Source organism: Streptomyces filipinensis (assembly GCF_014649495.1).
GTDB classification, from domain to species: domain Bacteria; phylum Actinomycetota; class Actinomycetes; order Streptomycetales; family Streptomycetaceae; genus Streptomyces; species Streptomyces filipinensis.
This window is the reverse complement of record NZ_BMTD01000008.1, coordinates 68,742-90,285: the sequence shown is the minus strand read 5'-3', so window position 1 is coordinate 90,285 and position 21,544 is coordinate 68,742. Positions and strand designations below refer to the sequence as shown.

Annotated in this window: 10 protein-coding genes; 7 read left to right on the top strand and 3 right to left on the bottom strand. The window is 73.6% G+C overall.

From position 1 onward, the window contains the following. Positions 1-97: 97 nt before the first annotated feature. From IE244_RS19245 to IE244_RS19235, 3 genes are read right to left on the bottom strand one after another with little or no spacing between them, the layout of a single operon-like run. A complete protein-coding gene (locus tag IE244_RS19245; RefSeq protein ID WP_191874781.1) occupies positions 98-2,716 on the bottom strand; it encodes a CHAT domain-containing protein in 2,619 nt (872 codons plus the stop codon). Next, complete coding sequence (locus IE244_RS19240) at positions 2,713-4,587, bottom strand: caspase family protein (RefSeq protein ID WP_191874780.1); 1,875 nt, start codon at positions 4,585-4,587, stop codon at positions 2,713-2,715. Before IE244_RS19240 ends, IE244_RS19245 begins: the two co-directional genes overlap by 4 nt. A gap of 1 nt (position 4,588) precedes the next feature. Then, entirely contained in the window at positions 4,589-8,317 is a 3,729-nt protein-coding gene (locus IE244_RS19235) for a CHAT domain-containing protein (protein ID WP_191874779.1), read from the bottom strand. A 363-nt stretch (positions 8,318-8,680) separates the two neighbouring features. Here IE244_RS19235 and IE244_RS19230 point away from each other — a divergent pair, with 363 nt between their 5' ends. From IE244_RS19230 to IE244_RS19200, 7 genes are all read left to right on the top strand, one after another. After that, entirely contained in the window at positions 8,681-10,288 is a 1,608-nt protein-coding gene (locus tag IE244_RS19230) for a coiled-coil domain-containing protein (RefSeq protein ID WP_191874778.1), read from the top strand. A 26-nt stretch (positions 10,289-10,314) separates the two neighbouring features. Then, positions 10,315-10,860, top strand: a complete 546-nt coding sequence (locus IE244_RS19225) for a hypothetical protein (RefSeq protein ID WP_191874777.1) — start codon at positions 10,315-10,317, stop codon at positions 10,858-10,860. Positions 10,861-10,967: 107 nt separating this feature from the next. Next, the gene (locus IE244_RS19220; protein WP_191874776.1) at positions 10,968-13,703 is read left to right on the top strand and encodes a GTPase domain-containing protein; all 2,736 of its coding nucleotides are present in this window, start codon (positions 10,968-10,970) and stop codon (positions 13,701-13,703) included. 2 nt (positions 13,704-13,705) lie between these two features. Continuing rightward, positions 13,706-17,212 carry an acetate and sugar kinases/Hsc70/actin family protein gene (locus IE244_RS19215; RefSeq protein ID WP_191874775.1) on the top strand — a complete coding sequence of 1,169 codons (3,507 nt, stop codon included), beginning with the start codon at positions 13,706-13,708 and terminating at the stop codon, positions 17,210-17,212. After that, positions 17,212-18,600: a hypothetical protein gene (locus IE244_RS19210; RefSeq protein ID WP_191874774.1), complete on the top strand. Its 1,389-nt coding sequence runs from the start codon at positions 17,212-17,214 to the stop codon at positions 18,598-18,600. Before IE244_RS19215 ends, IE244_RS19210 begins: the two co-directional genes overlap by 1 nt. Beyond that, on the top strand, positions 18,597-20,048 hold the full coding sequence (locus tag IE244_RS19205; RefSeq protein WP_191874773.1) for a hypothetical protein: 1,452 nt from the start codon (positions 18,597-18,599) through the stop codon (positions 20,046-20,048). Before IE244_RS19210 ends, IE244_RS19205 begins: the two co-directional genes overlap by 4 nt. Beyond that, on the top strand, positions 20,038-21,462 hold the full coding sequence (locus tag IE244_RS19200; protein WP_191874772.1) for a hypothetical protein: 1,425 nt from the start codon (positions 20,038-20,040) through the stop codon (positions 21,460-21,462). The genes IE244_RS19205 and IE244_RS19200 overlap by 11 nt, the downstream gene beginning before the upstream one ends. Positions 21,463-21,544: the final 82 nt, after the last annotated feature.

Genomic DNA, 21,544 nt, shown 5'->3' with positions numbered 1-21,544 from the left:
CGGTGGCTGTACGGGGGACAGCACGGGGATCTGGCGGCCGTCGGCGGCTGTCGGGTCCCCGTCGCCCGCTCCTCCCGGGGCTCCGTCTCGCAGGAGCTCACCCCCGCGCCACCGGAGAGAGCCGGAGATCGGCGTTGCCCAGCAGGCTGAACCCCGCCCAGTCCTCCGGCCGTGGGTGACGCCGCCTGGTGTCGCGTACCGCTCGGCGCAGAGCCTCTCCCGTGGTCGTCCCCGTGACGAGGTACCGGTGGAACGCGGTCATCAGATCGGCCGTCGCCCTGTCGTCCACGGGCCACAGGGAGACCACCACGGATTCCACCCCGGTGGCCAGGAAGGTACGGGCCAGGCCGAGGTTGCCCTCCGGTGAGGGCTTGCCCCAGCCGGTCTGACAGGCACTGAGCACGACGAGCGGGCAGTCCGAGAGGTCGAGCGGCTCGATGTGGCCGGCCCGCAGATACGAGTCGCCCGCGCCGTCCCCGTGCGTCCCGCCGCCCGGATCGGGCGTGCCGCTCGGGGCGAGGCAGAGCGCCCCCGGGATCCGCAGGACTTCCTCACCGGCCAGGGCGTGGGTCGCGAAGTGCGCGAACCGGGCCCGCGGCAGCCGGGCGAGAACGGCCTCGCAGGTGGCCTCCGCACCGAGGAGCGCGCGGGCTCCGTAGAGGTCGGCGACGTCCCGGGCCTCCCGTTCGGCCGCGGGCAGGGCCCGGAGGACGGGCGCGGGCAGCCCAGGCATGAGAGGTTGCGTCGGCGGGTCGGGGTTTCCCACCACCAGGGCCTGGGACGAGGAGACTTCGACGGGCCGGCTGCCTCCGGCGGCCCGAGGGCTTTGCCGGGTGGACGGCGCCACGGCCACGGTGTACCGGTCCACCAGCGGGGTGGAGTCCCTCAGGGGCAGCGCGTTGAACGGCAGGTGGTGCAGGAACCCGTCGGGTACGACCACCAGCCGCCGCGTCCCTGCCGCCGTCAGGTCGTCCTCGACCGGCCGCAGGAACGCGTCGGCGAGCAGGCGCAGTTGGGCGTCGGTGACCAGGTGGGACTCGCGTTCGGCGAGCGGACTGCTGTCGCGGGTGCTCGCGTCCGGGACCACGGTGCCCTGGGACAGGGCGCGCAGGAGCCGCTCCTCGGGGGGTTCGGCGGCGGTGGCCCCGTCCGCACCGCCGCCGGTGCCGCCGCCGGAGGGGGCCGGGTCGGCCGCGACGGCGCTCGGCATCGCGGCGCGTACGGTGGCGAGGTCGATCTCGTGATGCCGGCGCGTGCCACCGGGTGCTATCACCCAGACATAGGCGGTGGTGGCGCCACTGCGAACGCTGGGGCGGGCGGGCCCGAGCAGGCTGTACACGAGGGTGACCGTGTTGTTCCGGGCGGCTTGCTCGGACAGTTCTCGCGCGGTCCAGGCCGCCGTCCTCGGCCCAGGGCCCGGGACGGGACCGGAGGAGCGCCCGACGAGGAGCCGCTGTTCCAGCAGCAGGCCGCGGACCCGCTCCGCCGCCTCCAGCGCGCCGTCCGGGTCCCCGCCGGCGACCCGGCAGCGCTGGAGGGCCCGGTACACCTGGGCCTGTTCACCGAGCAGGTCGATGTGCTCGATCTCGTTACGGCTGGTGGCGCGTACCTGTTCCCACAGCGTGACCGCCTCCAGCAAACGGCGGTCGGCCTCGGCGTGCTTCCCGCGCACCTGCAGCATGGTCCCCAGGGTCAGCAGGGTGGAGGCGGCCATGTGCGGCCCCTGGCCGGCGTTGCGCGCGGCGTCCACGGCTCGCTCCGCCCAGGCGAGCGCCTCCTCCATGGCGTCCACCAGCGCATGGGCACCGGCGAGGTTGGCGGCGGAGGAGACGACGAAGAGGACGTCGCCGCGCTCGACCGCCTCCGCGTGGTTGCGGCGCAGCAGATCGATCGCCTCGGCCGCCTTCTGCGGCTCGTCGCACGAGAGCAGGCAGGTCGCGAGCCGTTCACGGGACTGCGCCAGAACCGCGACGTCCTGCCGGCCGACCGGGTCGGACAGCAGCGTCAGGGCCTCGCGTGCGTATGCGACCGCTTCCTCCCCACGCCGTTCGCGCCGCAGCACGAGGGCCCGGAAACCGAGGGCGGAGACCAGCACCGTGGTGCGTTCGCGTCGGGTCGATGCCCGCGCGAGCCGCTCGGCCTCGGCAGCGCAGTCGCGGGCGGTGGCGTCGTCGCCCACGGTCGCGGCGGCGACGCCGAGGCTCACCAGTTCCTGGGCCACCTCCAGCCCTTGTCCGCCGGCCCGTGCGGTCTCGACGGCGCGGACGAAGGCAGTCAGGGCGCCGCCGACCTGACCCTGGAGGAGCTGCGCCTGGCCGAGCCGGTGGAAGGCCTCGGCGGCGAAGTCGGCGTCCTTCCCGGCGGCCATGCCGTAGACCCGGCGGGCGACTTCCTCCCCGCCGGTGAGGTCACCGGTGCGGTAGAGGGATTCGGCCAGGGCCAGCAGGGCTCTGATCCGCGTCCTGCGTACCAAAGGGGTGTTGAGCACGGTGCCGTTCAGGAGGGCGAGGCTGCGCCTGCTGCAGTCCCCCTGCTCGGAGTAGCGGCCGAGCCGGCCGGCCATGCCCGCGGCGTCCTGCCAGCAGGCTGCGGCGAGCACCCGTTCGGGGTAGGCACGGGCGGCTTCGCGGTACATGTCGTACGCCTCGGCCCACCGCTGCCGCTTGGCGCTGCGGTCGGCCCGGATCCGGCGCACCGTCGGGGGCAGGCGAATCATGGGCGCTCGCCTTCCGGCTCCGGCAGCGCGTCCGCGTGCACCGTCTTCACGCGGTAGCGGAACTCCTCGCCCACCTGGAGCATCTGGTCGCGGGTGCCCTCCCAGACCTCTTGCAGCAGCGCGTTCAGGGTGGGACCGGCGGTGTGCGCGGACCGCTCGCGCGAGGCGAGACCGCTGAAGTCCATCGGGCGGTCGCCGACCAGGACGTGGATGGTCTCCGGCCGTGGACCCACCTCGGGCAGGTCGGAGGGCCAGTAGATGGTGACGGGCGGGGTCGTGCGCGTGCCGCGGTGCTCGGCACCGTGGGGTTCCAGGCGGTAGCCGCTGGGCTGGTCGTTGGTCACCAGCGTGGTGCGGCCGCTCAGCCCGACACCGATCACCCAGAAGTACAGCGGAACGTCCGAACGGTTGGTGACCGTGACCCGGTAGTGGTCGCCGTGGTGGAGCCGCTCGCCGGCCGCGTGCAGTTCGCGCCAGTGTCCGCTCGTGGCGGGCTGCCGCGCCTCGATCAGGATGTCCGGGTCCGCCTCCAGGCGGCCCGGTCGCGGCGGGTCGCCAAGACGCCGTACACGTTCGCCGCGGGCGAGCTCCTCCAGCAGCGCGATCAGCCCGGACGGACTGGCATGCGCCGCTTCGGACGGGTACCGGAAGGGCAGCCCCTCCGGGTTCAGGATCGCGCAGGTTCCGTCGTGTGCGCGGACGGTGGCGAAGGCGTCCTGGGCGTCGTGGGTCTCGGCCAGCCGTGGGCAGCGGCCCAGTTCCTCGCGGAGCGCGTCGGCGAGGGTTCCTTCGGCGTCGATGAGGACATGGCGGCGGTCGTGGACGCGCACCGCGAGCGCGTGGGCGCCGGGGGGCATCAGCGCGGTGCGCAGGTCCCCGGCGGCAGGGCTCGCAAGGGCAGACGTCGCCGGGCGCAGCAGGGCGTCGCCGGCCCTCATCTCGTCCACGGTCGCGGGTACCGAGGTCCCGGTGGCGCCGTGCCGCGTACGGCTGCCGGGGAACACCATGCTGACCTGGTCCGCTACGCCGAGGCCGAAGACGGCGCCGCCCGGTACGGCGAACCGGCCGTCGCGTCGCACCAGCGGGAGCCGTTCGGGCTCGGCGGGCTCGTCGAGGGAGAACGGCAGCCGCCCGGACGGCCCGCCCGCATCGGGCCACTGGCGTACCTGCTGCTGCTTGACGCGGTCGCGGACCCGGGCGATCAGCACCGACCACGGCACATGGGGGTGCCGGTGGGGGCGGAGGAACTCGGCCAGGGCCGCGGTGAAGACGCCCTGCCGTCCCTTGCCGGGGACGAGCTCCGCCTCGTACGCGGAACCGTACTGCTGACATGCCGTCAACCGGACCACGCCGGGGACGAGCGGGTCCCCGGGCCGCGCGAGTCGGGCCGCGCGGGCGAGTCCCGCGTCCCGGGCGACGGCGGGCAGCTCGACCGACTTCAGGGCCCACCGCCCCGACTCGTACGCGGCCTCCCGCACGGCGCCGCCGGAGTGGCAGGAGTCGAGGATCACGGTGAGGTTCGGCGTCCGCTCCCTGAGCGCCCGGACCGCGGCGGTGAGTTCCTCGGCCAGGTAGCCGCGGAAGTCGGTGGGGGTGCTGTCGCCCATGTCGACGGGGACGAGGTACTGCAACTCGCCCAGGAGCGCCCCGTGCCCCGAGTAGTACACCACCACGCCGTCACCCGGCCGGGTGTCCGCCCGGAGCCGGTTCATCGCCTCGGTGACGCCCTCGTACGTGGCGTCGCCTTCCGTGCACGTCCGCAGGGCGGTGCAGCCGCGGGCACCGAGTGTCTCCGCCATCACCTCCACGTCGGTGTGCACACCGGTCAGGCCATAGGTCTGGGCGCCGATCAGCAGCGCTCGCAACGTCATCTCAGATCCCCACGTGGATGAAGGGCGCCCAGTGATACGGATGCCGGTCGTCCGTGTCCGGGCGCAGCGCGCCGCTGTCCCTGGCCGCTTCCCAGGAGCGGGCCCCGGCCGGCGCTCCGGGGCGGCTCCTGCCGGCCCGGCGGGCCAGTGTGCCGAACTCCTCGTCCCGTTCGGCGCGGGGGAGGTCGCGCACGGCGCGCTGGGCGCGTGCCAGCGCGGAGCCGAGGGAGCCGGCGGGGTCCTCCAGGAGGTACCGGTAGGTCCTGGTCATGACCAGGCAGCCCGTACGGTCGTGGACCGGCCACAGTGAGACCACGGCATGCCGGGCCCCCGTGATCAGGGCGGCGCGGGTCAGTCCCAGAACGTCGCCGCCCGCCGTGGCGGTGCCGCGTCCGGTGTCGCAGGCGGAGAGAACCAGCAGTTGCGGCTCGTGGGCGGCGCGCAGGAGGTCGGCGATGCCGAGGACGTCGTCACCGGCGAGGGACAGCCGACCGCGGTTGGGGGCGAGTTCGTCGACGAGGCCATGGGTGGCGAGGTGCAGCACCTGGCAGTCGGGGGCGGCCTCCAGCACCCGGTCCCGGGTTGCCTGCGTCGCGGTCAGCAGCCGGTGGCGGGGCAGCAGCCGGGCGAGTTCCGCGGTCTCGGCGACGGTGCCCGGCAGTGTCCGCAGCCCGTGGCGGGGGTCGGTGGCGGGTCCGCCGATCAGCAGCGCGTTCAGTTCCGGCCATGGCCTGTCCGGCGTGCGGCGCAGGCGGGGGAGCAGGGAGGCCGAAGGAAGGTAGGACACCTCGTGGCCGGCGCCGAGGACGTCCCCGTCCCAGGGAAGGGCGTGGAAGGGCAGCAACGAGAGCATGGCCGGGGGAACCACCAGCACGCGCCTGTGGTCGCGCAGGAGCGCGGCGAAGGGGCGCAGCAGCAGGTCGGCCAGTTCCCGTCCGTCGGCCTCGCCGTCGCGCCCGCCATCCGCCGAGGAACACCAGCTGTGGAACCGGCGCACGGCTGCCACCATGGACTGCGCCCACCGGGTCCGGCGGTCGCTCACCAGTGTCCGGCGGGTCATCGCCCAACCGACCAGGGTGTCGTCGAAGAGGTGGTACGCGAGGAGGACGGTGCCGGAAGGCAGGGACCCCGCCACGGCCGCGGCGTCCGGCAGCGCGGCCCTGCCCGACGCGGTGAGCGCGGCCGGGACGAGCCTGCGCACCTGCGCCTCGGCGGCGTTCAGGGCGCGCTCGGCGTCCTGGATGCGTGCGCGTCGGTCTTCGCGGGGCGCCCGGCCCGTGCCGGCCCGTGCCCGGGCTGTGCCCGCCGGTGCCGGCCGGGGCCCGGGCGGGAACTCCCGGCCGCCCAGGCGGGCCGCGTGGTCCTCGAACTCCGCGGACCAGTGGACCTCCGCACCCAGCCAGTCCTTCACGGCGGCGCGGGCGGCCCGGTCCGTGCCGGCGGCGTCGAGCGCGTGGAGCGCGTGCAGGAATCCGGCCCGGCCGCGCTCCGCCTGGGCGAAGGCGGCGGCCGCCGCGTCGGGTCCGCCGGCGCCGAGGGCCGAGAGCACCGCCACGTGGTACAGGCCGGCGACCACCGGATCGTCGGCGAAGGAAGCACGCAGTGCGTCGCGGGCCAGCCGGACCTGGTGGGCCTCGTAGGCGTCGAGCCCCTGCCGGGCGTGGTCGGCGGCCGGGCCGTACGACCCCCTGGCCAGCGCCAGGTCCGCCCGGATCGCCGCCCGTTCCCAGGGGGGATCCTGGTCTCCGGGGCCGGCGGTGGGGCCGGCGTCGATGAACGGCACGTGGGCAGCGGCGCGTTCGGGGCGGTGCAGCCGCAGCCAGAGAGCGGCTGCCTGGACGGCGGAGAGGCGTGATTCGACCGCCTCCATCTCGGCTCGGGCACGGGACCATTCGCGCAGGTCGACATGGGCCGCGCAGCGCAGTACGGACCGGAACGTCTCGTCCGGGATCCGCTCGGCCTCGTCCAGGGCTCGCCGCGCGAAGCGGTCGGCCTCCGTCTCCAGGCCGGCCGCGCGGGACCGCCGGGAGCGGAACAGCGCCTCCTGCGCGGCGCAGGACGCGAGGTCGGAGGCAAGCACGCCGAGGACCTCGTTCACGGGCTCGACGTCCGCCAGGAGATCGGTGCCGGTACGCAGCGCGAGCTCGATGCGGGCGCGGGCGGCGGCCATCACATCCGGGTCCCGCAGCGCGGACGCCTGATCGTGGAGGTTCTTGGCGGCCCGGATGAGGCCGAGACAGTCCGCGAGGGCGGGCGGCTCGCCCCGTTCGCCGCTGCGCACAACGCTCTGGAGAAGGTCCTGCTGTTCCAGGTCGGTCAGCACGATGCCCGCCAGGCGGTGCCGGGCCTGCAGGTAGACCCTCGGGGCGGGGAGGCCTCCCGTGACCGCCGGCCGCGCGTTCGCCCCACCGTCGCTCCTCCCGGACCCCGGCCAGAGCCGCTCAGCGAGAAAGGTGGCCCTCTTGGCGCGGACGACGTCCCCCTGCCCGCCCCAGAACTCGGACCGGTCCAGGACGAGTTGCCGCAGACCCCGCAGCCATGACGTGCTGCCGGCCGTCGCGGCCCAGGCGACCACCTCCTCGGCGGCCTCGGTCTCCGGCTCGGCCGCCCGGCCGGCGCGCCCCCGAGACGGGACGCCGGCCTGGATCAGGTCGAGCGCCTGATGGACACGCAGCAGCGCGGCACAGGCGCCGTCGCCGGCCACCACCGCCAGTTCCCTCGCCCGCTCGACGGTCTCCCCGCACGTCTCCAGGCCGCCGCGCAGCCGCTCGACATGGGCGAGGCGCAGGAGCGCCGCGGCGCGGCCACGCCGCGAGAGCGCGGCCCGGTACGCCGCGTCGGCCCGCTGGTAGTGCTTGTGTGCCCGGGTCAGTGCCTGTGGGTCCGGCGCGGCGGCCGGGAGGGCGCACCGCTCGGCGGCTCCCGGGATGCCCAGCTCCCAGTCACCGGCGAGCAGCGCGGCCAGGCCGGCGGTCGCGTGGCTCCCGGTGGCGAACCGCCGTTCGTGCCGCCGCAGCAGCGCCTGGGCCGCCCCCGGGTCGCCGGCGCGGACGCGGAGGTCCGCGGCGAGCAGCAGATGACAGGCCGCGGCCTCCTGGTGACGCGAGGCGGCGATCTCTTCGTACAGGCCGTCGAACCAGGCGAGCGGCTCCCTGAGCCCGGCCGAGAGGTCTCGACGGTCCCAGTCGGCACGCGCCCCGTACGCGGCGGCTCGCTCCTGGGCCGCCCACGCGCTCATGGCGAGTCCCAAAGTCGTACGGGAGGAGAGGAGCACCGGGACGACGCGTCCCGCGAGGTGTGCGCAGAGCCTGTGCCCCGGATCGGTGACCGACGCGACGGCTGCCTCGAACCCCGGTCCGGCGGCGAACTGGGCCTGCCGCGCGGCGGGCGGGAGGTGAACCGGAGAGCCGCCCGGTTGCCAGGCGCCGTCCATGGCGATCGCCGCGGTCCACAGGGCCCGCGAGAGCGGGGAAGGACAGGATGATGCGAGGCCGACGGCGTCCGGTGGCGGCTCGTCGAGGAGGGCCAGCGCCGTCTTGGGCTCACCCGCGGCCAGTGCGGCCGCCGGGGCCAGCCAGGGATCCTGCCGTGCGGCGACCGCCGCCCCCGACGGCTCGCCACGCGGGCCGGCGCCGGGATCGGTTCCGCGCTGCTCGAAGAGCAGGAGTCCCGTCAGCCGTGCCAGGTCCGCTCCGGCCCCGCCACCATCGTCCTTCGTGGGTGTGGTCATGGCTCTCCCTCCCCTGCGCGCCGTCCCCACGGAACGCCGGTTGACGACCGTAGCCGCCATTTCCCGGACCGGACCATGCCTGTGAGTTCGGCTGACCGCCCCTGACCCATCTCGATCGGAAGAACAGTCAAACAGCGACACTTTCAAAAACAATTCAGAAACCGAACGCGTCTATTTCTTGCAGTAGTTGTCATGCCTGTCACCTGCGGAATCTTCTGCCTCACGGAGTCCCGGCCTTCGGACACCGGCGCACCACACTGGATACCGCAAGCCCCCGGAACCAATTCCGCAATACGACTGGTTGTCCGCCGCTGTCCAGTGGCATATTTCAGACCTATTCCAGGCCCGGCCGGGGGGAGCAGCATGGGGTGGCTGGAGACATGGGGGAGATCACGGGCGCGCCGGCGCAGGCACGACGCCCTCGCCCACGAGGGGAGCGCCACACCCGGCCCCACGCATCACGAACCCCAACGCCTCGCCGCCGAGCTGCGTCTCCTGGCCGGCCATCCGCGCTGCGCGGCGCACGCGACGGCCCTGACCCGGCTGGCGGACGCGGTGCAGTCGGGCGACGAGGACGAACTGCGCCCGTGGGCGGGCGGCGGACTGGTCACCGCGTACTGCGGGCCCCACGCCCTCTCCGTTCCGCCCTCGGCCGGGGCCGGCCGCGGCCGACGGCTGCTGTCCGCGCTGCCTTCCGTGCTCGTCTTCGCCCCCCTGCTGGTCACCTGGGCGGGGCTCGGAGCAGCGGCCTACGCGTACCGGCGGATGCGGGACCCGGCAGCCACCGGGCAGGGCGGGACAGGTCCGTCCGGCTCCTTCCTGACCCTGTGGCAGCAGGGCTTCGACGGCCACCTCTGGCCCTTCCTGCGCTTCGACACGATGGTCGTCTACACCGTCGTCGCCCTGCTGGCGCTGATGGGCACGACCGTCCTGGGCCGCCTCAGGGAAGCGGCGGAGGAGGCCGAGCGACAGGGGCTCGTCTGCCGCCTCTCCGCGGCACTCGTCCAGGTCGAGGCGCTGGCCGTGCGCACCGCGCAGGCCTCCCCCGCGCGTTTCGCCGAGGAGCTCCAGGGCGCCGCCTCGGGTTTGCGGGTTCTGCTGTCCGAGGCGGCCCGGGTCCAGGAACGCGCACATGACCTGCTGAGCGGGGCCGGCACGGCCACGGAGCACCACCTGGCGGCCGTCAAGGCCCTGGAGTCGGCCGTCGCCGAGCTGCGGGCCGGCGCCACGGACGTCCGGACGTCCGCGGGCTCGGCCACCCGGGCAGCCGACGAGGTCGCGGCCGGTACCCACCGGCTGACCGAGGAACTGGCCAGGTCGGGCGCCGCGATGGCGGAGGGCGTGGACAAGGCGGGCCGGCGCACCGCGGAGCGAATAGGCGCTGCCGGCGAGTTGGCCGCCGTACGGATCGGTTCCGCCGGGGAGCTGACCGCCGAACGGATCGACCGCGCCGCGTCCGAGGCTCAGGAACGGGACCGGGCGGCCGGCGAACGCGCCTCCGAGTGGATGCGCCAGGCCGTACGGGAAGTGACAGCGGCCCTCGCCGACGTGCGGGCCTCGACGGCCGAGTCCACCCAGGTCCTCGCCGCCACGCGGGACGGTCTCCACGGCACGCTGACGGGCCTTCCGGAGGCCCTCGAAAGGGCGGCCACCGAGGGCGCCGAACGGATCGGCGACGCCTACGACCTGGCGGTGGCGGCCCTGGCCGTCTCCCTGCGCGACGAGGTCCGCACGGTCACGGGCGAACTGGCCGCCCGCATCGAGGAGATGCGGGAAGCGGCCCTCGCCCACCGGGAGACCCAGAACGAGGCGCGTGACAGGCTGTCGGAGACCGTCGAGCAGGTGCACGGCGCCCTGCGGACTCTCGTGGACGCACTGCCCGCGACCTCCTCCACCGGGCCGGCGGCGCGGGCGCCCTCCCCACCGCGGGAACCGCGTGCCCCCCAGCCGGTCACGGAGGTCGACGGATGAGGCCGCCGAGGATGACGGGGGTGCACATGGCAGGGTGGCTCTTCGCCGATCTGCTGCTGGTCATGGTCGTCGTCCTCCTGGGCGGTGAGACGACGGACGGGGCCGAGCCACGCCCGCCCTGCGCCGCGGCGAGCCCCAGCTGCATACCGTCGCCCTCCGAACCGACCCACCCCGGCCCCTCCACCTCCGCACCGGCCAGTCCGCCGCCGAGTGGCGGGCTCGACCCCCACACCCGGTCGATCACGGTACGCACGAACCCCGAGGCGTTCATGGGCGGCTCCGCCCGGGCCGCCGCGAGCGTCCGCAGGCAAGTGGCCCGCCAGACACGCAAGTTCCGGGGCAAGCGGGCGGCCTTCGTGATGGTCTTCGGCAACGCCGGCCGACTCCCGGGCGGCGCGGTCGACACCGGGACCAGTACGGCCTTCGCCGAAGCCGTCGCCCGGCTCCTGCCCTCAGCGGCGCCGGAGTTCTTCCCGCAGTACCACAAAGAGATCATTCGCGGCTACCACAACACCGACCCGGGCATCCCGTCCGGCACTGCGGAGATCGAGTTGTTCTTCCTCCTGCACTGAACCCTCGTCGGCCGGCCGATCGACTCACCGGCAACCAACTCACCGACAAACCGACCCGTCCTCAGATCCCCGCTCACCGCACTCACCGCACTCACCGCGGAGTCGCCGTGTCCCACACATCCGTCTCAGCCGCCACCAGTCCAGCGGCTTCGCCCACCGCTCTGGCCGATCTGCGCCGTTACGCCGAAGACGCCCAGACCATGCTCCAGGACCAGGAGATACCCGACACCCCGGAGTGCCACGCGGCCCGCGCGCGCGTCGCGGAGACCGCCCAGGAGATGCTGGACCGGGTCGACTCACCCGTCACCATCGGCGTCGTCGGGGAGTACAGCGTCGGCAAGTCCCTCCTCCTCGGCACCCTCCTCGGCTGTCCCGACCTGCTGCCGGTCGAGGAACGCCCCACCACCGGCAACATCACCGTACTGTCTCTGACCGCGGGCGAGCCCGGCAGCCCCACGCGGGCAGCCGACACCACCGAGATCCGCTATCTGAGCGAAGCCCAGCTGAGCCGCTGCGTCGAGGACATCCTCTCCACGCTCATCACCACACTCGACCGCAGACACCCGGCCCTGGGCGCCGGTGCCGCGCTCGCGGGATACGACCCGGTGACCGACCCGCGCGGCTGGGCGCCGTTCGACAGCTGGTACCCCTGCCTGTGGCCGACGCCCGCCGGCGCCTCCCCGCCCCCGGTACCGCCCGAGCTCATCGACGACGCCCACCGGGACACCGTGGTCGAGCTGTGCCGCATCCGGGACGCCCTGCTCAGCCAGCGTGGCCAGTACAGCGTGCTGGGTCACCGGGCCCTCGTCGCCCGGAAGATCGTGAACGAGGCACTGAAACTGCCCCCTGCCAAGGTCACGCCCAAGACGCCGCCCAAATTCAACCTGCAGCCGTTCAACAGCGAGAACATCGAGAGCGACAAGGACGCGCTCAGCCGCAGCTTCCCGCTGATCGAGCGCGTGGTGCAGAAGGTCACCGTCTCGCCGGACCACTGGGCCCTCGGCGGTCTGCTGGCCGAACACCCTGTCCAACTGCTCGACTTCCCCGGCATCGGCGCCGCCGGCTCGTACGGCAGGGACAAGTCCCTGAGCCGGCGCGCCCTGGTCGACGTGCACACGATCCTGCTGGTCGTGCTGTCCTCCCGCCCCGAGTCCAAGGGCGCCTCGGAGTTCTGGGACATGCTGCTGGAGGACGGCCGCAGTGCCGATGCCCTGGGGCAGGCGGCGCTGGTCGCCGCCAACGTCTTCGACCGGACGCATCTTCCGTCTCTCGCGGCCCTCCCCGGCACCGCTCTGACCGTCCCCGATCTGCTGCGGCACGCCGACGAACTCAACGGAATCCACGTCTACGGCAGCAAGTTCGTCCGGGGACGTCAGGACGGCATCGTGGTGACCTCGGCGGTACCCGCGATCCGTGCCTACGAGCTGTCGTACACCCTTCTCTCCGAGGAGACCCGCGAGCGGGTACGCGCCGCCATGGCAAAGCTGCCCCCGCCCGGAGAACGCCCGTGGGAACCGATCGCGGCCCGTCTGGAGAGCACCGACCCCGGCAACCCGTGGACGCCGCGCCTGCGGGCATACGACAACGACGGCGGGATCGACCACCTCCGCCACGCGATCGAGGACCACGTACGCAGGAACGGCGTCGGCCAGAAGCTGGAGCGCGCAGAACGTTCACGGCGGAAGCTGGACGCCGCGCTGCTCACGCTGCGCCGCCAGGTGTACCGCGCCGCGGCGGGCGGGAACGCCGCATACCGCGAGATCGCGGAGACCTTCGCCGAGCTGCGCTTTCTGCTGGACATACGGGTACGCCCGGCGCTGCACGCGCTTCGGCGCCCCGACCGGCTCGACGGGGGCGGCTTCGAGGTGCCGACGCACGGCGACGGCGAGGGCGCCACGAGGCCGGCCGCGCCACCAGGTCTCGCGGAGACGGCGGCTGCCGTGCACCGGGCCGTTTTCCAGTGGAAAGAGTGGCACCACCTGCTGGAACGGGCCGACCGGGACCCACAGCACCTGGTCACCAAGAGCGGGCCGGCCACGTCCGAGTCCGGCATGCGTATCGACTATCCGGGCTTCGGTGACGCGACGGGTGCCGACGGGGCCGCGGGGGACGAGGATCCGGCGGAGGACTCCTCCGATGCCTTCATCGAGCATTTCCAGCACACCGTCGAAGAGTGGGGGAGCAACGGCCGGGAGGCGCTGCGGGAGTGGTGCCAGGACTGGGCCGCGCACTGGCAACAGGAGTTCGCACCGCTGCGCGAGTGGTTCGCGGACCCGGGGACGAGCCCGCTGCTGATCGAGCTGTACTCCCGGCGCCGCGGCGGCACGGCGAAGGCCCGACGCCAGCTGGGTGATCTGTGGACCTGCCTCAACCCCGAGAAGGCCATCGAGAGGATCATGCCCGCGCTGGACCACCGGAAGTGGGACAAGGCGGAGCTGGAGGGTCACTTCCCGGCCCGGCCGCACCACGCCTTGGCCTGGCACCACCTGATGCGGGACCTGGAGGAGCACATCGAGGAGCGGGAACGGCACCCCCTGCGGATCGTCGAACTGCGCCAGCACACGGCTGTCGCCGCGGCCCGGACCGTCACCGACCTCCTGGACGAACTGCTCGGCGCGGTCACCGACAAGCTCGTTCCGCTGTACGACCTGGCGTCGGCGGCGCTGCTCGACGAAAGCGACATCGTGCCGCCCCGGCAGGAGCCGCCGGACGACGGCCACGGCAGCCCGTCCCTGTTCCACGGGCCGAGCGGCGTCTCGCCGGACGACCGTGATGACGGCACCCAGCCCCCTCACGACGAGCAGCCCATCGACCGCCTCATCAGCACCTGGAGCGTCGACTGACCATGAGCGCACTCGAGATCACCTTCCGCGTCCCCGATCCGGCCGGGATCCCTGCCGAAGCTTCGGCCCCTGGCGGGGTCGTCGCGCTCGGCCGCCGGCACTTCCGCGTCTACGCCGGCCAGTGGGGCTTCCCGCTGCCGGAGGTGCTGGTGGAGCGCGAGCCCGGCAGCCCCGGCTATGTCACCGTCCATCTGCCGCCGCGTGTCGACGTGCGTGCCGAGCCCGGCGTGCTCATACCGGCACAGCTGGCCCACGCCCTGGAAACCATCTGGGTGCCCCAGGACTACACCGCCGCGAGCGTCGACGGGCCCCGCATCCTCTCCCTGGACTCCCGGCTGCCGGTGAGTCTGGTGTACGGCGATCCGCGCACGGCCGACGTCTTCGGCTCCGGCCACCCCACCGACGTGCGCGTCGACGTCCACTGGTCTCTCGAGTACACGGGATCGGTCGGCGCCGACACCGCGTCCGCCAGCGTCGCCCTGGAGTTCGCCCCGCTCGGTGAGCAGCCGCCTCCTGCGTCCCGAGATGGCTTCGGTGAGGGACCCGGACTCGTGTCCGACGACGAGGACGAGTTCCTCAGGCTGCGTCCGCCGCAGCCCACCGGGGACAACCTCCAGCAGTTCGTCGCGGTCGACCTCGGTTCCACCGCGTCGACCGCGACGCTGTGGGACCTCGGCGCCATCACCCAACGGCAGGTGGACCCCGGCCAGACGACGGCCTTGGCCCAGCTGCTGGGTGAACTCCTGAGCCCGCCCGCGGACGCCCCTCCCGAGTGGCGCAAGGCCGTGGAGTCGATCACCGCGGGAGAGCTGGTGCTGGGCCGCCGGGGCGGGCTGCGGATCACGGGGCGGCAGGCCCTGTCCCGGCTCGACGACGCAGACGTCGTCGACGCGCTGATGGTGAAGGTGGAGCAGAGCCTGCACCAGGACGGCCGGCCGGCGCTGCGGGACTGGCTGGTGCCCCGCCTCTTCGAGGGCTACGCCCGCGTCATGAACACCCCGGCGCTCGACCGGCACAAGCTGCGGCCCGTGGACTACCCCGACATCAACGGCCAGCGGACCAGGGCACCGGCGAGCGCGCTGATCGAGCGGGCGTCGCAGAGCGACGGCGGACTTCCACCCGGGTCGCTGCCGGGTCTCGACGCCACACTGCCCGGGGACCGGCGCTTCGAACTGCCCGGCTCCCTGGGCGAGCCCCCCGCCGCCATGATCACCGGGATCAAGCGGGCCGTGCTCCAGCAGCAGCCGCCGGCCGTCAACGGCTCCGACATGAGCGCCGTCCACCTCGCCCAGCACCTGTATCTGCGACTGGTGGAACGGGCCGAGGATCTCATGCACCGCCAGCCGGGCCATGAACGCCCCACCGTACGCACCGCCGTGATCACCTACCCCACGACCATCCTCCCGGAGATCAAACAGCGCCTGGAGAAGCTCGTACGCTCCGGCCTCGGCATCCCCCAGGTGGTCATGGACTACGACGAGGGGCTGGCCGCCTGTCTGTTCTTCGTCATGCGGGAGCTCTCCGACAACCAGAACCTCGGGCTGGAGGCCCTGCGCGCGCAGTCGCGTCATGTCAGTGACGACCCGCCGACCTGGCACCGCATCCTGCTGGCCATCGACATCGGCGGCTGTACGACCGACATCGCCCTGCTGCGGCTCGCCCTGGTGGACACCACGCCGTCCCTGACGCAGGAACAGGAGTTCGTCTCCGGCCGCGACTACCGGCTCGAACCGCAGCTCCTCGGCTCCACCGGGCACGGGCAGCTGGGCGGGGATCTGCTGACGCTCCAGGTCTTCTACTGGATCAAGGCATGCCTGGTGGACCAGCTGAGGTCCGACCCGGCACCCTCCGCCACGGGCTCGGGGGCATCCGGCGACCGCGAGGAGCGCAGGCTCTCCACCCGGGTCGCCGAGCAGGCCTCCGAGATGCTCAGGACGATCGTCGCCCCGGACGTGCGGCGGGACCTCGACCACTTCCTGCCGACCCGCTGGGACGGCGTCCAGGACGAGGAGGAGCGCACCCGCCGAAGGGGCCGGTTCGATCTGCTGTGGCGGCTTGCCGAGTCGAGGAAGCGCAGTCTGGGTGCGGGGGAGGACGACGGCGTGTCACCGGACGCCACCATCGAGGAGGTGCACGTCATAGAAATCCTCAACTCCGGCTCCCACCGGCTCGGCACCGCGAAGGAGGTCGCTCTCGACCCGGCCGAGTTCCGTACGCTGATCGAACCGGTGCTCCGGCGGGCCGCGGAGATGGGCGCGGATCTCGTCCGCACGGTCTTCACCCGGATCCATGAGGACAACGCCAAGCGGATCGCCAAGGGCCTGCAACCGCAGCCCGTACCCGTCCTCGACCAAGTGGTGCTCTCCGGGCGGAGCAGCGCCCTGGAGCAGGTGGGGCAGACCGTGGTCGGCGTTCTCACCCACGCCGACGCCGGTTCCCAGGTGCGACTCGGCTGGAACCCCACCGCGCTGTCCGTCGAGAAGGGTTCCGTCGCCAAACAGGCGACGTCGATCGGCGCCGCCTGGGCGCATTCCACGCAGGCGCTCGCGGGCCAGCTGGCGATGAGGAACCGGTTGTCCGCCACCGACCCGGTGATCCGCCTGAGCGAGCTGGACATCCAGACGCGGGGGCTCTTCTCCAGCCTGCCCGGCGATTTCGGTACCGTCGCGGCGGGCGAGGCCAGGGTGCTCACCGTGCTGCGGGCGGGGACGCCGTTCGCCGAGCTCGACGCGCGTGGCCGCCGCGGGGTCCGTACCGGTTGGAAGCCGCTGACGGAGGTGGTGATGCTGCACCGGGCCACGTCCTCGAAGGACCACATCCAGTGGGGCAGCTTCAACCTGGTGCTGTCCGCCGGTGCGGAGTCGCTGCCCGAGCCACTGCACGAGGTGTGGCGCAGGAAGGACGGCACCGGGGTCAACTACCAGCTGGAGATGGATCAGGAGCTGTTCCCTTACATCCTGCTGTGCCGGGGCCTGCCCCATCTGCTGGTGAACGGCCAGCCCCTGGAGCTGGACGGCGCCCGGCAGGGCTTGTCCTTCGACGCCGGGCTGCACACGTTCTCCCTGCCGGGCAGCATCTGCGTGTCGCTGGGGGAACCGCACACGGGCAAGCCGGACCTGGTGGAGGTGTTCCCGGCGCCCGGCTCCGAGGAGACGTATCTGAACGAGTTCTTCCACGACTCCACCGACTCGGAACAGCAGCCGGTGCCCGGCCGGGCGGCGGTCCTCGACGCACCACCCGTGCACGGGGCGTACCACTTCTATCTGGTACGCGAGGGGACGGGCGAACCGGAGGATCTCGGTCGGCTCCCCGCCCCGGGCCTGGCCGACCACTGGGCCAGCCTGGACGCCCACGGACGGCTGCGGGTCCATCGCGGCGCCGTCCCGCATCTGCCCGCCGAGACCCTGCGGGAGGTGGAGCAGCGCCCCGGCCGGGTACTGCGCCGGCCCATGAGCAGCGGTCTGACGGAGTTCAACGAGTACTGGGACCCCTCGACCGGGAGGCACTGATGGGGGAGATCACCGCCGCGTCAGCCGATCCGCCCGCAGGGCCGTCCGCCGCCGTGGCGCACTGGAACGCCTTCGCGAAGGCCGTGGCCGACGTCCTGGAGTCGGAGCCGTCGGCGAGCCGGACGACGGTGCTGCACGCCCTTCACGCGTGCCACAGGGAACTGAAGACCGTGGATCCTCTCCACCCCTACGAGGAGGACGCGGCAGAGACGATCACGCGCGTCATGGAGGCGACCCTCGCCCTGGGCTTCGCCATCAGGGCGGGACAGGCGGCGGCCGGGACGGTGACGGGTGAGCCGGTGACGACCGAGGCCTCAGCAGGTGCCCTGGCCGAACCCGGACACGACACGGGGTCCGGAGCCGACCCCGTAGCCCGGTTTGCGGAGCGTCTGAGCGAGTTGTGTGCGGAGCTCGGCGATGAACACACCAGGCATCTCAGCGGATGGCGGCACGCCCGGCCCAAGGGCCGTCCGCAGGCGGCGGATCATCAGCAGGCCGCGGCGGTCTGGACGGCGCTGCACATGGCCCTGCTCCGGCTGCCGGACGCCGACCGCCGGATCTGGCAGGAGAAGGCGGCCCAGGCCGCGCAGGAGTACGTCGGCGGACCGCCGCCCGGCTGGGAGGACCCGGACGTCATCGTGCCCGCCCTGCCCGCCCCCCAGGGCCCCGCCGCGCCCGACGGGTGCGGCGGCATCCCCCAGGCGGTCACCGTGCCCCTGGACCTCAGCGACGCCGAGTCCCTCAGGCAAGCCGCGGCAGCCGCGCCCCCCGAGGTTCTCGAGGCGGTCGATGTGGCCGGCGTCGATTCCCTCGGCCCCGACGACCTCCGCCTGTCGTGGGCCGCGCGGGCGGGGCAGATTCTGCGGCTCGCCGGGCTCGACCCCGAACTGCACGCCATCAGCTATCCGCTCAACTATCCCTGCACGAGTCGCCTCCCGCTCGTGGAGGGGAAGAACCAGAAGAACTTCCGGACCAGGCTGCTGACCCAGCTGGCCTCCGCCGCCCAAGCTCACCACAGCAAGCGCGACGGGAAGACCCAGCTGGGCGCCGCCCGCCAACTGGACGGCGTGCTGGGCGGGCTGCTGCACTGGCCCACTGCCGCCCCGGGCAGCTGGTGGTGGCGGTGGCGCAAGGAGGTGTCGCTCATCCTCGAACCACTGGCCCGTGCGGTGGACCACGAAGTCGTCTACGACCAGACCTCGGAGTGGCAGAAGACCGATCTCGACAACTGCACCGAGACCGGCCTGAACCTCGGCGGCGCGGGGGAACCGGACGAGCGGCTGGTGCAGTGGGTGTTCTTCACACCTCTGTGCCGAACCGGTGTGGCCGAGCCGCGGACCGACTTCCGCGGCAGGGTGGTACGGCGGCCCGACCCGGCCGACACGTGACGGGCCGCGCCGTGGGAGCGGTGGACCGGGGCCGGGGCCGCGCGGGCAACGGCCCCTGGTGGGTGTGGGCGTGCGGGGTGCTGGGCGCGTCCGAGGTGGGTCGTGCCGCGGGGCTGTCGCCACAGTGTGCCGCCGACGCGGCGATGCTCGGCGGCGAACCGGGCGGCGCGCGACGGATTCCCGTGCGGATCGTGGTGGCTCGTACCGTGCCCGGCCTGGTCCCGGTGCTGACCGGGGTACGCATCGCCGATCCGCCGTTCGCCACGGACCTCCTTCCGGTCTCCGTCGTCCACTGCGCCGTCGACCGGCCCGAGCTGTGGTTGCCGCCCGGTCAGGCGGCGGCGCTCGACCGGCTCGCCCGCCTGCTGACGGCCCACCGGGCACAGCCGCCGGAGGCGGTGCTGCACGCCGCCCCGCGCACGGCGGCATGGCTCCGTGTCCGTGGGTCCCAGACGCCTGCCGGTCCCTTCTTCGGTACCGGTTGGGCGGGCACCGACGAGGTCGCGCGTGCCCTGCGCCGCTGCCATGACCTCACCGCCGCCGCTCCTTCGTCGTCGGCGCTGGACGCGGCGGTGGCGGCACTGCTCCGCGAACAGGCCGGGATCCGCGCGCGGATGCGCGCCGCCTGCCTGCCCTGGCCGGCTCCCGGGAGCGGTCCCGGGAGGCCGGCAGCCTCCGAGCCCGGGCGCGACATCCCGCACCTGGAGGTCGTCGACCTTCCCGTCGCCTCCGCGGACCGGACCGGCCCCGAGAGCGGGTGGGCACTGCGCCGGGCGGCCTTGGAGCTGCTGCACGCCGCACACCTGGTCCTGGCCGTCCTTCCGGCGGCCGAGCTGGGCGGGGACATGGCGCCCTCGCCGGCCGTCACCGTGCTCGGCCGGCTGCTGGACCGTGTTCGGCGTGCACCCCACCCGCCGGCCGTGGTGCTCGTCGCGACGGTGGCGGGGCTGCGCGGACCCGACGGCATGGCTGATCTGGAAAGCTGGCTGCGGCACCGTGGCGGACGGACCCTCGGGCCCGCGGCCGCAGGGCTGCCCGTACGGGCGCTGGCCCTGTCCGAGGCCGGACGGGCGGTGTGGCTGCTGGACGGGCCGGCGCGGCGGCCCGGGTACGCCGTGCGGCAGGCGGAGGCGGACTGCGCGGCCTCGGGGCTGACGGCGCTGTGCGACGACGTACTGCGGCCGCTGATCGAGGAGGCACCGAGCCATGTCCCGGAGCTCACCGTGCGGCGGGTGCGGGCCGCGTGCCGCGACATCCGGCTCGGCTGCCTCGATCTGACGGCCCGCCGGGGAGAACCGGTGGACACGGAAGCCGCGGCGGCCGGCACTGACCAGGAGCGCGACGCACGCGAACTGTGGGACTGCCTCGAAGCCTTCGCCGTCTCCGCACTCGCGGAGCGAACCGTGCGGCGGTCGGCCGCGGAAGGAGCTGGGCCGCGTGGAGACTGACCCGCTCGCCCTGGACGTGCTGTACCTGCTGTTGCTGGCGTCCGTCGTTCTCTGCGGGGTGCTGGGCCTCGCGCTGCGCCGCGCGTCGCGCCGCCGCAGTGTCGCGACACCGGTAGACCCGTATCAGGGACTGCTCGCGCCCGAGGCGGACCGGACCCGGAGGCAGCACGAAACGCAGCTCACCGGCATGCGTGCGGAACGGGACCAGGCCCTCGCGGCCAACCAGCACCTGCACTTCCAGCTCACCGAGCTGCGGGGCAGCATCGAGGCACGGATAGCGGCCGAGGTGGACGGACGGCTGGCGGCTGCCCTTGAGGCGAGGGTGGAAGCCGCTGTGGAAGCGCGGGTGGCCGCCGTGCTGGAGGCGCGGGTGGAGGCCGGTGTGGCGGCCCGGCTCGCCGAGGCGTCGGCGCAGGCTCCGGCTCGGTTCGCGCCCCGCGGCAGTGACCAGGTGCAGGAACCGCCGGGCGCGCCACCGCAGTCGCCGGCCGTGCCGCACCAACTGCCCCTCGGCCGTGACTGTGCGGCCGACAGCACTGTCGACGGTGCCGACCTGGGTCCCCTGATCGTGCGGGCCGCCTCCGTGCGGGGGCCACGGCAGCGCGAGGACGGCGAACACCGGCGGGACGCCGTCCTGTTGGGGCTGGTGACGGAGATTCCCACCCCGACTCTGCTGAGCGTGGTGGCGGCCGGAGCGCCGCGTGGCCTGTGGTCGCAGTCGGCCGCGCAGCGGGCCTGCCGCAGCCTGGCCGCGCAAGTGGGTCGCTACGGCGAGCGTCTCGGCAGCGTGCTCGATCGCGGCGGCGATCCGGATCCGCGCACCGCCACGCTTCCGGCCGGGTACGCCGCGGCCCGGGACGAGGCCGAAGACGGTGAGCTGGCCGGTCTGCTGCGCGCCGCCGTGCGGGGTGTCGGGCGCTCCGTCGGTTTCGTGGCACGCAGCGAGGGGGGTGCCACGAGCATCGGTGCCGACGCCGCCGTGCCGGAGACCGACGCCGAGGCCGAGGTCGCGTTCACGGCACTGCTGTCCGAGCTCGGTGATCGGCAGCGACGCCGGCACGTGGCGTTCGGTCTCGGCGACACGTGCGTCCTGCGGCTCCGGAACGGCGTGTGGGAGACGGTCTTCACCGGAGTGCCCGAGGCACGGCTTCCCACCGACGCGGACGAGTTGCGCTGGGCACGGTTCGAGACACGCCCGATCGATCTCGTGGCCGTGTGCACCGCTCCGGTGGCGGAGCTGCTGCTCTGTGACGATCTCGGCGGGTGGTTCGCGCGGCGGTGGGCGCACGGCCGTCCACATCTGACGGAGTTCTTCTCCGACGTCAACGTCCGGGTGAGGTGTTCGGGCGGGGACCGGTCGGTGGTCTGCCTCTGGGACTTCGGCGAAGCCCGCCGCGCCCCGGAACCCGCCTGAGCCGCCGTTTTCCGTGGAGAGCTGTGCTGGGTCGGCGCGGGCGGTCGTGACGCGACACGGCGCACTGCCCGTGCTGGTTCCG